This window comes from Priestia sp. FSL H7-0729 (genome assembly GCF_038005685.1).
Taxonomy (GTDB): Bacteria; Bacillota; Bacilli; order Paenibacillales; family Paenibacillaceae; genus Paenibacillus.
In genome coordinates this window covers 137,265-152,483 of record NZ_JBBOTQ010000004.1, presented here as the reverse complement: position 1 = coordinate 152,483, position 15,219 = coordinate 137,265, and the positions used below count along the sequence as shown (strand labels likewise).

Annotated in this window: 15 protein-coding genes; 2 read left to right on the top strand and 13 right to left on the bottom strand. The window is 46.3% G+C overall.

The window, feature by feature from the left end:
* Positions 1–175: 175 nt before the first annotated feature.
* From MHH93_RS11805 to MHH93_RS11775, 7 genes are all read right to left on the bottom strand, one after another.
* Entirely contained in the window at positions 176–640 is a 465-nt protein-coding gene (locus MHH93_RS11805) for a DUF5071 domain-containing protein (protein ID WP_500054202.1), read from the bottom strand.
* A 47-nt stretch (positions 641–687) separates the two neighbouring features.
* Positions 688–1,257, bottom strand: a complete 570-nt coding sequence (locus MHH93_RS11800; protein WP_500054201.1) for a DUF3221 domain-containing protein — start codon at positions 1,255–1,257, stop codon at positions 688–690.
* A 66-nt stretch (positions 1,258–1,323) separates the two neighbouring features.
* The gene (locus MHH93_RS11795; protein ID WP_500054200.1) at positions 1,324–1,653 is read right to left on the bottom strand and encodes a hypothetical protein; all 330 of its coding nucleotides are present in this window, start codon (positions 1,651–1,653) and stop codon (positions 1,324–1,326) included.
* A 233-nt stretch (positions 1,654–1,886) separates the two neighbouring features.
* A complete protein-coding gene (locus tag MHH93_RS11790) occupies positions 1,887–3,602 on the bottom strand; it encodes an ABC transporter ATP-binding protein (protein WP_500054199.1) in 1,716 nt (571 codons plus the stop codon).
* A gap of 44 nt (positions 3,603–3,646) precedes the next feature.
* Positions 3,647–4,678, bottom strand: coding sequence for a FecCD family ABC transporter permease (locus MHH93_RS11785; RefSeq protein ID WP_500054198.1), 1,032 nt, complete (start codon positions 4,676–4,678; stop codon positions 3,647–3,649).
* 2 nt (positions 4,679–4,680) lie between these two features.
* Entirely contained in the window at positions 4,681–5,736 is a 1,056-nt protein-coding gene (locus MHH93_RS11780; RefSeq protein ID WP_500054197.1) for a FecCD family ABC transporter permease, read from the bottom strand.
* A gap of 273 nt (positions 5,737–6,009) precedes the next feature.
* Positions 6,010–6,747, bottom strand: a complete 738-nt coding sequence (locus MHH93_RS11775; RefSeq protein ID WP_500054196.1) for a glycerophosphodiester phosphodiesterase — start codon at positions 6,745–6,747, stop codon at positions 6,010–6,012.
* Positions 6,748–6,979: 232 nt separating this feature from the next.
* On the opposite strand from MHH93_RS11775, the gene MHH93_RS11770 reads away from it, so the two are divergent.
* A complete protein-coding gene (locus MHH93_RS11770; RefSeq protein WP_091014158.1) occupies positions 6,980–7,246 on the top strand; it encodes a hypothetical protein in 267 nt (88 codons plus the stop codon).
* Positions 7,247–7,465: 219 nt separating this feature from the next.
* Here the strand turns inward: MHH93_RS11770 and MHH93_RS11765 are convergent, their stop codons facing one another.
* From MHH93_RS11765 to MHH93_RS11745, 5 genes are all read right to left on the bottom strand, one after another.
* On the bottom strand, positions 7,466–7,594 hold the full coding sequence (locus MHH93_RS11765; protein WP_255319930.1) for a hypothetical protein: 129 nt from the start codon (positions 7,592–7,594) through the stop codon (positions 7,466–7,468).
* A gap of 120 nt (positions 7,595–7,714) precedes the next feature.
* Positions 7,715–8,299: an LOG family protein gene (locus MHH93_RS11760; RefSeq protein ID WP_500054195.1), complete on the bottom strand. Its 585-nt coding sequence runs from the start codon at positions 8,297–8,299 to the stop codon at positions 7,715–7,717.
* A gap of 232 nt (positions 8,300–8,531) precedes the next feature.
* Positions 8,532–8,951, bottom strand: coding sequence for a hypothetical protein (locus MHH93_RS11755; RefSeq protein WP_500054194.1), 420 nt, complete (start codon positions 8,949–8,951; stop codon positions 8,532–8,534).
* 19 nt (positions 8,952–8,970) lie between these two features.
* Positions 8,971–9,639, bottom strand: a complete 669-nt coding sequence (gene ung, locus MHH93_RS11750) for a uracil-DNA glycosylase (RefSeq protein WP_500054193.1) — start codon at positions 9,637–9,639, stop codon at positions 8,971–8,973.
* A 247-nt stretch (positions 9,640–9,886) separates the two neighbouring features.
* The gene (locus tag MHH93_RS11745) at positions 9,887–11,101 is read right to left on the bottom strand and encodes a MalY/PatB family protein (RefSeq protein WP_500054192.1); all 1,215 of its coding nucleotides are present in this window, start codon (positions 11,099–11,101) and stop codon (positions 9,887–9,889) included.
* 252 nt (positions 11,102–11,353) lie between these two features.
* Here MHH93_RS11745 and MHH93_RS11740 point away from each other — a divergent pair, with 252 nt between their 5' ends.
* A complete protein-coding gene (locus tag MHH93_RS11740) occupies positions 11,354–12,061 on the top strand; it encodes a helix-turn-helix domain-containing protein (protein WP_500054191.1) in 708 nt (235 codons plus the stop codon).
* A gap of 157 nt (positions 12,062–12,218) precedes the next feature.
* Here MHH93_RS11740 and MHH93_RS11735 read toward each other — a convergent pair whose 3' ends face one another.
* Positions 12,219–15,140 (bottom strand): insulinase family protein, encoded by a 2,922-nt coding sequence (locus MHH93_RS11735; protein ID WP_500054190.1) that lies wholly within the window; start codon positions 15,138–15,140, stop codon positions 12,219–12,221.
* Positions 15,141–15,219 lie beyond the last annotated feature (79 nt).

Sequence of the window (15,219 nt, the reverse complement as noted above, 5' to 3'; positions counted from 1 at the left end):
ATAGATAAATGTATAGTCTGTAATCCGTTTGAATGATAAAAAAACCTTGAACGACTAGGCTCTCAAGGTCGTTAGAGTACTATTATTGATTAACAATTAAGATTCAGGAGATACGCAGACAGGTAGGGAAAAGAAGTTGGTATTTCAGCATGTTTATCACTCCATATTCAATATTTCAGTCTTTCTTAGAAAGTAAATTACCAGTTCCTATGTATGTATGCAAACTCCCATCTCCACTTACCTCTCGTTGGTCTCCCTTCATCTTTTCCAAAAGCTCCACGATAACCTCATCCAACTCCTCTAGTATCTCATCATGTGTAGGAGACTCCAATATCCTTACCAAATCCGTCTGTAACATACTGAGATGAGATACAGGCAATCGATCAATTAATCCGACCAAAATGAAATATTCCCAAGTAGAATCTTGGGTTTGCAACACATCCTTAATATGAGGAATCAAGTCTTCCCCCAATCTCAATAATAGATCCTCTACCGAATTAGAGATCGGCCAATTCCCGTCTTGCAACCACTCCATAAGTTCTGGAATAATGCCTTTCAACTCTTCATTACTAAATTCACTTAAAATGCTAACCGCTTCAAAATCAGACTTGTCGCGGGGAAGACACGCCCTAATATTCATTTATATTTCCTTTCTCATCTCTATTACATAATGATATACTCCCTCTGTTACTCGACTGGCTCACCATCCTCTACTTTGATATTAATCTCATCTAGATTCTTCGTTGTTGACATCGCATCTCTTATACGAATCGTCCACGTTCCTGCATCCTGATCAAATTGTACATCTTCAATCACAGGAACACGTGCCTTTGCTCCATCTGGTGAGTATAGTCCGCTACGAATCGCATCCGCATCCGTCATATGAGCACCGTCTGGCGTATTTGGACAAGATACCGCTATCTTATCTGCTCTGGCTTGCCCGGGATAAGGCTGATTTTCCGGGCTTCCATCCGTCCAGACTTCAACATAAGAGCCGATCTGTGGATCAGGCGCATTGGAGAACCATTTTGCAGGATAATATCGATCGGCTCCTCCATTGGAACTGTTATCGCGGTAGGCAGGATCAACCACAAGAATGGAATCGTCTTTGCGATCAACCACATAACCACTGAATCCATCTTCACTTGGTGCATTGGCTTGAGCCTGCACAGAGTTGCACTCGATATGTCCTGAACATCCCGTAAGGCATACGAACAGAATAGAGAGTAATATAAGGACTCGACGAAGATGGATCACATGTAAATCCCCCTTTAATAACACCTCTTTCTAAATTTAACGTACCCGGTCAGATTATTGTTGCATTCACTTCCTCATATCCCTTTTATATAGATACCTTCCCCAGACCACCAACGCCGCGCATAACAAGACAGCACAGTAGGCCCAGACAAATAACATGGCAAGCCCTAACCCGATGTTGGCATCCAGGCGCTTATCAAAGATCTCTGTGTATAGCGAAAAACCGAGTGGCACGGCGCCAACAATGAAAAGTCCAATGGACCATCCACCCCAGCGTCGGAAACCGGACCCCGCACGAGTACTGGAAAGTTTGCGAATCCCTTGAGTCAGTAGCCACCAAATCAGAATAAATAATAGACAGGTTATAAGAATTTTCAGCATATCGTTCAACTGCATGTCGTGTACCTCCTATATCTTGCAAGATAATAAACGTATTTTACACGCTAAGTGTTCTCTTTGCTATATTACCCGTTTCCACATCCATGATCACAGTCAGACAACAACCTTGGCACCGCAGACTCTCACCCTGAGCATGAAAAAGAAAAAAACGCCACCGTCCTGACTCCTTCCAAGTCAAGAACGATGGCGTTACTTCTCAGATTTACATTGTTACATCCACATAGGATAGGTTACGCACCAAACTGCGCATAGTGAAGGCGGCTGTACACCCCACCTGCTGCGAGTAATTCTTCATGACGTCCCTGCTCCGTAATGCCTTGTTCAGCAACGACAATAATGCGATCTGCATTTTTGATCGTAGCCAATCGGTGAGCGATGACCAGCGTGGTCCGGCCCTCAGACAACTCAGCAAGGGATTGCTGAATGGCTGCTTCCGTTTCTGTATCCAGCGCGGATGTGGCTTCGTCCAGAATTAGAATCGGCGGGTTTTTCAGGAACATGCGGGCAATGGACAAACGCTGTTTCTGTCCACCGGACAGCTTCACGCCGCGTTCACCAATTAACGTATCCAGTCCTTCTGGCATCGATTGAATCAAAGGTTCCATCTGTGCACGTCTCGCAGCCATCCAGATTTCTTCTTCAGATGCATCCAGCTTGCCATAGGCAATATTCTCGCGAATGGTTCCATCGAAGAGGAATACATCCTGCTGTACAATTCCGATATGACTTCGCAAGGAATCCAGCGTCATATTCTGAATCTCCTGCCCATCGATCGTGATGCGACCTTCCAGCACATCATAGAACCGTGGCAGCAGACTGCATAATGTTGTTTTACCCGCCCCGGATGGACCGACAAGAGCGACGGTTTCGCCTGCTTGTACGTTTAGATCGATACCTTTGAGAACAGGTTCCTGATCCGAATACCCAAAGGTCACTTGCTCATAACGAATATCTCCACGTAAATGGGATACCGATACGGCCCCTGGACGATCTTCCACATCCGGTTCCATATCAAGCAGCTCCGTATAACGTTTGAAGCCTGCAATCCCTTTGGGATACGTCTCGATAACCGAGTTGATCTTCTGGATCGGTGTCAAGAACACATTGGACAACATAATAAATGCAATGAACTGACCGTAGGTCATACTGCCGTTAATGACAAACCATGTTCCGCATACTAGGACAAAGAGGGATACCAACTTCATCAGCATATAACTGACAGAGGAGTTCCAGGCCATGATTTTGTATGCGATTAGTTTCGTCTGACGGAAACGACCGTTGTTCACAGCGAATTGTGCTTTTTCATGCTCCTCATTGGCAAAAGCCTGAACAACACGGATACCTGTGATATTGTTCTCTACGCGAGCGTTGAAGTCCGCAATATCACCAAACATTCGGCTGAATGCCTTGGACATTTTGCTACCAAAGTAGAGCGAGAGATAAATAATCAGCGGTACAATGATAAACGTTAACACCGCCAGATTACCGTTAATGCTCATCATGATGCTGAATGCACCAATCAGTGTCATTACCGCAATAAATACATCCTCTGGACCATGATGGGCAATCTCACCGATATCCATCAGGTCGTTAGTCATGCGGGACACGAGATGTCCTGTTTTGGTATTATCGAAGAAACGGAAGGATAACTTCTGCACATGATTAAACAGACTTTTACGCATATCCGTCTCGATGTTAATGCCTAGCTTGTGTCCCCAATAGGTAACCACGAAGTTCAAGAATGAATTCAGGAAGTAGATACCCAGCAATGCCAGACACGCCCATAGAATCCAGTCCCAGCGTCCGCCTGGCAGCAGATCATCGACTACCCGGTTGACTGCCAGTGGAAAAGCAAGTTCCAGCAGTGCGACCAGAATCGCACAACTGAAGTCAAGAATAAAGAGCTTTTTGTAAGGCCTGTAATAGGCAAAGAAACGGCGAAGCATGGACTGAAGTCCTCCTTATGCAATCACACCATAATGATTACGTTCTATTTCGTCTTACTTAAGAGATACAGGAAGTATGGCGCACCAATAATGGCAACCAGGATACCCGCAGGAATCTCAGAAGGTTGTAAAATGACACGACCCAGCGTATCTGCAACCAGTACAAGCAATGAACCGATCAAGGCGGATGCAGGTAACAGGAATTGATGTTTTGGACCCACCAGACGACGCGCCAAATGCGGTCCGATCAGACCTACAAAACCAATCCCACCACTCACAGATACACATGAGCCGGCAAGTCCTACTGCAGCCGCAAGCAATATCAGTCGCTCACGCTCCACTGGAGTGCCGAGTCCGCTTGCCGTCTGGTCTCCCAGATTCAGTACGTTCAGTACACGCGCCTTATACAGCACAAGCGGTACAAGAATGATTAGAAACGGCAACAATGCCGTTACAAATTTCCAGTTCGAACCCCAGATGCTGCCTGCCATCCAGGTAGCTACAAATTGATATTTTTCCGGACTAAGCCGTAAGGTAAGCACGATCATGGCAGAACTGATTCCCGCCGCTACCCCGATCCCCGTAAGCAACATACGCGTAGGCAGGATGCCCTCTCCTTTTTTGTAGGAGAGAACGTAGATCAGAAATGCAGCAAAACCGGAACCGATTAGGGCCAGAATGGGCAAAAGAAAAACCGGCGCTGCTGTCGTTGTCGGGAAAAAGGAAACAAATAACATGACGACCAGACCAGCACCTGCATTAATGCCGAGGATCCCCGGATCTGCCAGTGCATTCCGAGATACCCCCTGCAAAATACAACCAGATAACGCTAGTCCTGCTCCGACCAGCACCGAAATCACAATACGGGGCAGACGGAATTCAAACAGGATCAATTCCTGTTTCGCCGTGCCTCCACCAAACAGAGTGCGCATCACTTCAAGCGGCGAAAGCTTGGTAAAACCTGTGTTCATGCTCACTACAAAAGCCGCAATAATTAATAGGGCTAGTACAATGAGGACAATCGTACTTTTGGTTCTCTTCTTGCGCTCTGCTCCAACTAATGTTGAGGATTCCATCGTTACAGAGTCCTCCTTTCTTTACGCGCCAGATATAGGAAGAATGGTACCCCGATAAGGGCAACCAACGCGCCAATTGGCGTCTCGTACGGCGGGTTAATCATACGTGCAGCCAGATCCGCAAATACGAGCAGCAAACTACCCATCACAGCGGAACATGGAATAATCCAGCGATAATCGACCCCAACCAGCTTCCGCGTAAGATGGGGAATGATGAGTCCGACAAAACCGACCGCACCCACCACGGACACAGCCGTACCCGCAAGAATCAGTACAACAATCAGGCCTATGAGCTTGATCAGCCCCGTACGTTGTCCCAAGCCCACAGCAATATCTTCTCCGAGACTAAGCAGCGTAATGGAACGGGAGATGAGAAGACCTGCGATTAGTGCCGCGAGTACCCATGGGAACATGACCTCAAGTTGAGACCACTTCGTTCCGGCTACACCACCGGCTGTCCAGAAAGCCAGATCTTGTCCAATTCTGAAATACAATGCAATACCTTCACTGAGTGCGGACAACATCGCTGATACAGCCGCACCTGCAAGCACGAGACGCAGTGGTGTAAGACCCGATTTGGAAGCTGCACCAAAACCATATACCAATAGGACCCCAACCCCTGCTCCAAGGAAGGAATACATAATAATGTACATAAATGGCAAGCCAGGGAAAAAAGCAAAACAAACGGCAAGCGCAAATCCAGCTCCCGCATTTAACCCAAGCAATCCTGAATCGGCCAGCGGGTTACGTGTCATGCCTTGCATAATCGCACCAGCTACGGCGAAACATGCCCCTACCATTGCTCCTCCAAGAATACGTGGTAACCGGATCTCCCATATGATCTGATGCGGAGTCAACTCCGGATTGAATTCAAAGATGGCCTTCCAGACTACGCTAAGCTTAATATCCGCAGCGCCAAAAGATATGGATAACGCCATACCCAGAGCGAGTAGCAAAACTCCCCCTGTAAGAATAAGTGTGGCTGCCCACGGACGAGTGTGTATCTTTGCTGTAGGTGAGTCCGTATTATGTTTTTCTGGTGAAGCTTGTGAACTCATACGCGCCCACCCTCGTTATGAATGGAGCTGCTCAAACCTATGTACATAACAATCACCTCTCTATAAATACCAAACTTTAATGATATTGATTCTCATTCCCATAGACCATTGTAAGTGAATCCATTGACTCTGGCAATGGACAAATAGGACATGTTTATTGCATATATGAAGATTTGCACACAATTTTACACGCAAAAAGGCCGCGAAGGAGCCCAAAAGCTCGAACACAGCCTTATCATTGCATATGTAGAACATATAAAATACAGACCTCATTTAACGGGCATGTTCCATAAGTAAGGATGCCAGTACATCCGGAACATCGGTAATGATTCCTTGCACCCCCATGGCAATCATGGCCTGCATCTCGGCAGGGTCATTCACCGTAAATGGATAGGTAACAATACCACGTGCCAGCGCAGCAGCAACCTCTTCTTGTGTAACTGCCAGCTTGTAGGGATGAAGGCCGGAAGCTTCGAGTTTGGCGGCATAATCATAGGGACGGTACAATTTTTCCATATATAAAAGTGCTGTACGGATCTCTGGAGCAAGACGTTTACATCTCACGAGCGAAGCATGATTGAAACTGGACAGCACGACCTGTTGCTCCAAATTCCAGTCCCGGATCGCCTGTATAACCTTCTCTTCCATCCCCTTATAACTCACAATACCATTTTTCATTTCCAGATTCAGCAGTGTTCCTTTCCCCTGTACCAGCTTGAATAACTCCTCCAGAGAAGGAATACGCTCCCCGGCAAAATCGGTATGAAACCAGGTTCCGGCATCCCCTGTACGCACTTGATCGTAAGTCGTATCCTTAACCCAGCCTTCTGCGCCGCCAGTTCGGCTTAACGTCTCATCATGTATCAGCACCAGTCTGCCATCTCTTGTCATCTGCACATCGGTTTCGATGCCTGTCGCTCCAAGCTCCAGACTCCGTTCAAACGCGATCATCGTGTTCTCCGGGCATACGGCAGATGCACCGCGATGGGCAATAATCTCCATGTTCCTCATTCCAGCGCCTCCTGTGTTCAAGCTTCACCTCTATGATCCTTACTATAAACACAGTTTGTTATACCTGTATTAACAGAGCGTATAATGGGTTGCCTGCTTCACAAATACTAGCGACCAGGCCCAACACCTAACGGGCTGGGGATTCACTCATTTATGCGAACTCAATTTAAAATTCGACATAACATAGTATGAACGATGGAAGCACCGAACTCCGCTATAAGGAGGTTGACTATTGAATCCCTCAAAGAAAAAATCGATACCTACGCGTGCTCACACATCCCAGTTACAGTCGGCTTCCAGGCTTTCCAGATCATCTGTCCATATCAAAAACAAATCCGGCAAGACGGCTAATCAGCGTTCTTTTAACTCCACTTCATCCAGCACACTGGATCAGCTGGCTATTGTTGCAGCAATACTCTCCTTAATTGCAGCCGCCATCGGGCTATATATCGCCTGGAAATCGTTAAGTGTTCCGGATCAAACTGCTGTTGTGGTGTAGACTGCTTGTGGCGCAGCTAATGGCTCAAGGAGGCTCTCTCCTGCTTCTGACCTTATTCAGGGGCAGGTTTTTGCTTTTTTAATTATTCAACGTAATCTGGAAACGTCAAAAAAACCGTTCCCCTGAAACGCCGGCATATACCGGCGTCTCTTTGGAAAGGTCATTTTTATTCGGGCGCTGCCTCTGCAACGTCATCCCCGTCCCGGGATACTGACCGAATTACAGAATGAATGTGCGAGAGATAATTACCAACAGGATGAACAATACCAGAATTGCACCTGTCGATGTCCACGCTCCACCACCGAAGCCTCCGCAATACCCGTAACCTGTACCTTTGAGTTCGCTCATCAGTGACACTCCCCTCTTCATCAAAGTACACTATAGACTATGTCCGATAGCGCAACTTGCTTGGGCAGATCGAAAATTCTCCCGAGGAACGAGTAGGTTCAGGCCCGTCTTCTTATGCACTCATTTCCCGTTGAGTTGTGACCACTTCTGAGTTAACTCTGCAGGAATATAGGATGACATTCGGTTGAGCAGTTCAGCCGGATCAGATTCCAGACTCCACAGACTGAGATGCGAAGTATTGGAGAATCCTTCCTGTACGCTATGTTCTACCATCTTCATCAGTGGTCCATAATATCCATTGACATTCAATAAACCAACAGGCTTACGATGAATACCGATCTGTGCCCAGCACAGTACCTCGAATAATTCTTCAAATGTGCCCATGCCTCCAGGAAGAGCAATGAATCCATCGGACAATTCAGCCATTGTAGCCTTTCGTTCATGCATGGTTCCCACTTCGATCAGCTGCGTGAGCCCTCCATGAACAACCTCGCCCCGGAACAATCCGGTAGGCATAACCCCAATTACTTCTCCCCCTTGCTCAAGAGCAGCATCGGCTACTGCACCCATCAAGCCCATACAAGAACCACCATAGACCAGTGCATAACCACGATCGGCAATCTGTTTGCCCAGTTGAACAGCCTTCTCTGTATAATCGGGGTGATTTCCCGGATTGGAGCCTGCAAAAACAGCTATACGTTTCATTCGGTTTCACTCCTTATTATGATCTATCTTAATAGTATATATCATGAATGTTATGGGTATGTACAACAGGTTAACAGAACCAATGGACAAAAAAATACCCAACCGTTTGCAGCCGGCCGGGCTCCCATATCAATACACATCAATTTAGAAGGGGTTGTTACTACCTAATATACAGACCGAACATTAAATCCATATGATCTTTGCATGAAATGAATATTAAATCTTCGTATATCTAACGTATCCCACGGCGTGAACGTACGACAAACATATGCTTGTCTTTACGCAGAACCCGGCCGTCTGCAAGCTCAACCTGATCCTCGTCATGCCGCAAAATCGTTGTGGATAACGCTACAATTTTGGCCCGTCGCCAAATCATAACCTGTGACTTGAAATAGATCGCATTTTCGAACTGAATTGCCTTTTTCATCACATATCCAACTCTGTGCACTTCAGAACGTGCTTTCTTTAAGGGAAGACTCTCTTCGGGAAGAGGTCTGATCATTGCGATATTGTCAAACGATACCTTGATCCGTTTCGGTCCGATCCGTACACATTCCGCTTCTTCATCCCACTCGACCAGCGTTCCCTTCAATGGCTCCCGTATGCCTGTTGCACGATATACCGCTACTTTTCGTCCTATCCAATGTCGCAATGTTCTCACCTCCATCTGTCTAGTTTTCAGGTATCTTCCAATCGATCGGTTCAATACCTTCGGAGGTCAAGAATTCATTGGCTTTGGAAAAGGGACGACTGCCGAGGAATCCGCGATGCGCGGCCAGCGGACTGGGATGTGTAGACTCCAGTACCAGGTGTTTGTCCCTGTTAATAAATGTACCTTTCTTCTGGGCATGACTGCCCCACAGCATATATACCATCGGCTCTGGACGTTCATTCAGCGCACGGATGACAGCATCCGTAAACGTCTGCCAGCCCAATGCCTGATGGGAGTTCGGCTGACCTTCACGGACCGTCAGAACAGCATTTAACAGCAGGACTCCCTGCTGTGCCCAATGAACCAGAGATCCATGATTCGGAATTGGCAGGCCCAGATCAGCGTGAAGTTCCTTATATATATTTTTCAGAGAAGGAGGTACGCGTACCCCCGGTCTAACCGAAAAGCTTAATCCATGAGCCTGACCTGCTCCGTGATAAGGATCCTGACCAATAATAACGGCCTTAACCTGATGATATGGCGTCAGCTTCAGTGCGGAGAACAGGTCTTCTTTGGGCGGAAAGACCGTCTGCGTTTTATACTCGGCGGCTAGGGTGTAACGAATCTTGTTGAAATACTCGGCTTCCGTCTCTTCCTGTAGTACCTTGTCCCAATCGTTTCCAAACATATGTATAGGCTCCTTTCCCCTGATGAATGCAGTTACGTGCAGCCCAACTACCGGGCTCTTCCTTCTGAGAGCCGCATGTCATGCAACTCATAGACTATCCACCATTTTAACATAACCGGGGACAGCAGACCAGAATTGCGCATCAGGGTATACGTTCACCTCGAGATAAACCTTGTTCTTGCTGCATTCCGTGTACGCATCCGAAAAAGCCACCACGCTGTTGCGTGATGACTTGATGACGTTATCCTTAAACAGGCACCTCTTCGACTTCTTTTACAAGCACACTACTGATTCTCCGTAATCCTTCCTGAAGGACAGAACGCGGACAAGCCAGATTCAACCGAATACAACCCTCACCATTCGCGACAAACATATGACCATCTTCGAGCAACACACCCGCTTGCTCAGCAAAGAATAAAGGTAAACTTACATGCTCGGGAGCATATGCCGAGATATCAATCCACGCAAGATACGTTGCTTCTGGAATGTGAAAGACAGCCCGTGGCAGGTGTTGCTTCACATATTGTTCTACACATGCGAAATTGGCGTCGAGATAAGCTTTTAATTGTTTTAGCCATTCATCACCCGTTTCATAGGCTGCCTGCGTGGCGGCAATGCTCAGTGGGTTTTTAAAACCATAATGGCGTGCCTGCCAGGTCTCTCGAAGTGACTTATTTGGAATGATGACATTGGAGAACATCAGGCCAGCCATATTGAATGTTTTGCTCGGAGACATGCAAGTAATGATTCGATCCGAATCCGGGAACAGCTTCGCAAGTGGCGTATGTCTTTTGCCAGTTCGCAGCAGATCGCAGTGAATATCATCCGAAACAATCCATACATTGTTCCTTAGACAGATCTCACCCACACGCTGTAGCTCTTCCGTTGTCCAGACACGTCCAGACGGATTATGGGGGTTGCAGAAAATACATACCCTTACCTTCTCATCCTTGGCCTTGGCTTCAAAATCCTCAAAATCAATCGAGTAACGACCCTGCTCGTTAATCATATCCGAACATACCAGTTCAAGATTGTTATGCTCCGCTGCTGACTTGAAGAAACCGTAAGACGGGGTCACGATCAGTACTTTCTCATCCGATTGACAGATATATTCCACCAGTTCATATAAAGCGGGGATAATCCCGTTTGAGGTCTCCAAATGCTCCTTCGGGAAGGACCAATCATAGTACCTTTTCATCCAATTCGAGACAGCTTCATAGTATGCCGGATCAAATACCTGAGAGTAACCCATAATTCTACGGTCCAGACGTTCCTTGACTGCATCCAGAATCTCGGGAGGTGTGGCAAATTCCATATCTGCGATCCACATGCGAATGAATTCTTCATCCTTAAATGGAAAAGTCATGTCCTCTGTGGCGTTAAAAATATATTGACGGAAACCATCCGTATTCATGGCATTTGTACCTGTGCGATCTATAATCTCATCAAAGTTATATTTCATAGTAGCTTCTGCTCCTCTGTCTGTTCAACTTTTCATTGTCGGTTCATGTCGTATGAGATCTATTATTCCATGACGTAGAAATTGCATCAAATGCAATACAATCTATCCTGACGAAACAAATAAAGTTTATTGTTTCCTTAGAATAGGTTTTTCGGTGAGAAAGTGATATATTTCTCATATAACATCATTTTTAAGAATGACTTTCATCATTTTCACCTATTCTCAAGAAACATTACATAAGGAGAACTAGCTATGAACAATATCAATCAGGAAGTTGGCAAGAAAATACGAAACTTTCGGAAGTGGCGGGGACTGACGGTTCAACAGCTGGCAGATCAGATCTTCAAAAGCAAGGGCACCCTGTCCAAATATGAGAGCGGCGATATTACACTTGATCTGGTGACGTTACATCATATTGCGAACGCGCTCAACATTCAGGTGGAACAACTCTTGTATCAAGAACCCAGACACGCTTCTCCCTTGATGAATACGGTTCCGTCCAGCTTTTTCAAGAACTCTACACGTTTCTATTCCTACTTCTATGATGGGCGTAATAACAGTCTCATTCGGTGTGTCATTGACATGATGGCTCAATCGGATGCCAATCGTTATCGCACCGTGATGTATATGAATGTGAAGGATTTTGAGAACTATCAAGAATGCGAAAATATGTACTGGGGCCACACTGAGCATTATGATACACTCACTACGCTAATTTTGAAAAATCAGGCCACGCCGCTGGAGAATCTATATATTAATATTCTGGCATCTTTCCAGGAATCGGAGAAAAAGTGGGGACTGATGGCTGGTGTCTCCTTCAGACCTTTCATGCCAATCGCGCTCAAAATGTTATTCTCCAGAACCCCGCTGCCCGAGAATCAGGAGTTGTATAATGAATTGAAAATTTCAAAGGAAGATTTGCGAACACTGAAAATATACAACATGCTCGCTGTCACTTGAACAACGCAGCACGTCACCCATTCTCATTATGGGTCGGCGACAGTTGCTCCACATTCCTCCTCATTAAAAAAGGCACTTCTATAGGCTGTTGAAACCAGCTCATAAAAGTGCCTTTCGCTTTGATGCCTATTGGTTCGGGGATAAGCGAGACTAACGTTTAGTTTTTGATTAAATCCAACGTTTCGTCAAACATTTGCTTCTGTTCCTCAATCTTGTTCTCATTACCGATCACGCAGCGCTGTTGCTGTTCAAGAATGGCCGATAAAAGCTCAGCAAAACCGATAATGTCGCTTTCCTTCGTGCTTAACACTTCGTCACGTTCCTGTTGCAGATCTGCTTCAGTCACATTCGACAGATAACACTCCAGCGAGAATGCCCCTTCGCCATAAGGTGTTCTCGGCGTATCCAGATCCTGGATCGCACCAATGATATAACGCGTCATTTCCCGCTCGTCTGCCCGGAAATCGGTTAAATATTGCGGTATCTCTTCATATACTTTGTACGTTTTATCCAGGTTCGGATCACGGTACGATGCAACGTAGCTGTCTCCGTTCCGTCTGAAACCTGACATACAGCCATAAGCTCCGCCTTTGGCGCGGATATTGGTCCACAAGTAATCCAAGGACAGGATGCCCTGCAAGACCCGTAGTGAACCGGTGTATTGATATCCTTTGTCGATGTAATTGCCCGTTTGCACCACGTACTGCACTTCTGACGGGGAACGGAACCCTTCCTTATGAGTAGCAGGTGTAAACGTAAACTCTTCTTTGGCAACCTCATGTGTGAACAGCTTCGCTTTCAGATCGGATACCTGTTGCTCCAGTCCTTCATATCCCTGCTCATCGGCAGTGTAACTAACAAGCAAGTTCTCGGGTCTGAAAATATACCCCGTCAACTCTTGCAGGCTGGAAGATAACTCTTCTTTTCTAGCCTCAAAGTTCGCCTGAAGATCCTCCAACCACTGGTAGAAGGCGATGCCACTTACCGCTTCTCTGAAATCCGCAACCGCTGAATGTTTGGACGAAGACCGTCCAATTCCCGCAGAGTGTCCGCTGTTGATCAGATTACGTTGCAGATTACCTTTCATCTGAGAGATGATCTCATATAACCGCTTCGAATTATCGAATTGGGATGTGAACACAATTTCTTTGATCATGTCAAAGGCAAATCCAAGCTTGTCATACAACACTTTGGCGTTGAACTCATAGGTAGCCTTGAATTCATTGTGCTTATGCGCGTTGGCATAAGATCCAATCCCGCTATGAATACCGCCCGAATGGATATGGATCTCATTGGACAGTTCATTGAAGGAGTAGTTTTGAGTATCCACGTAACCCAGCACATTCTTGAGCAATCCTGCATACGGCAGCAGATGACGTGGCACTTCTTTGATATCGAACAGCAGTCTCAGATAACCAATCCCGTTCGTGTAAAGGTTATGGTGGAGAATGGTTGTGCCGTCGACCTGGTTCACCGTTTGATGCAACGTAGAAGCCTTCGGTTCAATATCTTCAATCGATAACGTCGGAATGACCTGCTGCTGCTCTTTGGTTGAAGGTGTATTCTGATACTCGGCAAGGGCTTCCGTTTTCTGAATCAGCGTCTGTACTTCTTCCTCGCTAAGACCCGCTTGAATAGTTTTCAGACGTGCTTTCAGCGCTTCTTCTTTGCGCGAATTCAATCCTTTGTCCGGTGTCAGGGCTACAAAGGAAGTATGTGTGTTTTGCAATAGATACTTCTCGATCAACTGCTCAAAGTAACGTTCGTTCATTTTTGTCCGCAGCTCAGCAAATACATCATTGGCTTCCAAATGGGTGAAAGGTGCTTCCTCATCGTACAACCAGCTTTGCAGGGAGGAGAATCCGTAGATCAGGCCCTTCGGCATTCTGCCATAGTCCGCTTCTCTGTGATTGAACTCATACGAGTTAATTCCTGCAAGGAGCGCCTTAGGATCGAAACCTTCTTTCACCACACGCTCGAGCACTTCTTGGACCGTTCCCAGGAAATCCTCTTTGCTCGCCAGATTACTCTTCTTCAATCCCACCGTGAACACAGGCTGATACAGGCTGTCATCATACGAACCGTAGACATCCTTCGCAATGCCCTTATCCAGCAACGCCTGCTTCAATACCGCTCCCGGAGCGTTCAGCAGGGCGTATAACAGAATTTGAAACGAGATGTTCAGTTCTTTATCCAGACTTGTGCCGATCACCGCGTTATAGGTCAAGAAGCTGTTATCCACTTCCGATTCCGTACTTCCGGCAGAGTAAGTCTTAACTGTGTCTACCCGTTCTGCAAAAGCAGGTTGAAGTTGGATGGCAGAATCAATCTCGATTCGATCATATGCACTTAGATAGTTTTCATCGAGCCATTGCAGCTTCTCTTCCATATCCATATCCCCGTAGAGATAGATGTAACTGTTGGACGGATGATAATATCTCGTGTGAAAATCCAGCAGTCCCTGATACGTTAGATCCAGGATCGCTTCCGGGAATCCGCCAGACTCGGAGGAATATGTGGTATCCGGGAAAAGGGAGTTCAGTACTTCTCTGCGCACCATTCGTTCCGGTGAAGAAAAGGCACCCTTCATCTCGTTATATACAACTCCGTTGTAGGTTAACTCATCATCGGCCGAAGTCAGGTTGTAGTTCCAACCTTCCTGCAAAAATATCTTTTCATTCTCATAAATGTTCGTATTCAATACCGCGTCCAGATAAATATCCATCAGATTATGGAAGTCATGATCATTACGACTCGCGATCGGATAGATCGTCTTATCCGGATACGTCATGGCGTTAAGGAATGTATTCAATGAACCTTTCAGTAACTCAACAAAAGAATCCTTGGCCGGAAATTTCTTGGACCCACAGAGCACGGAGTGTTCGAGGATATGGGCTACCCCTGTATCATCTTCCGGAGGTGTGCGGAAACCGATACTGAATACTTTGTTGTCGTCCTGATTGGACAAAAGTACGATTTTGGCTCCGGATTTCTGGTGCTCCAACAGATACGCATCCGATTTCAGTTCTTCGATTCTGCGCTCCTGTAACACCTTGTATGGCTTAAGCTGTTTCAACATAAACTTGAGTCCTCCGTCCATAAGATTGTTTTATTGGTTTTGTGACTATATCGTTCAGCAAGGTAAAGGTAATATATGC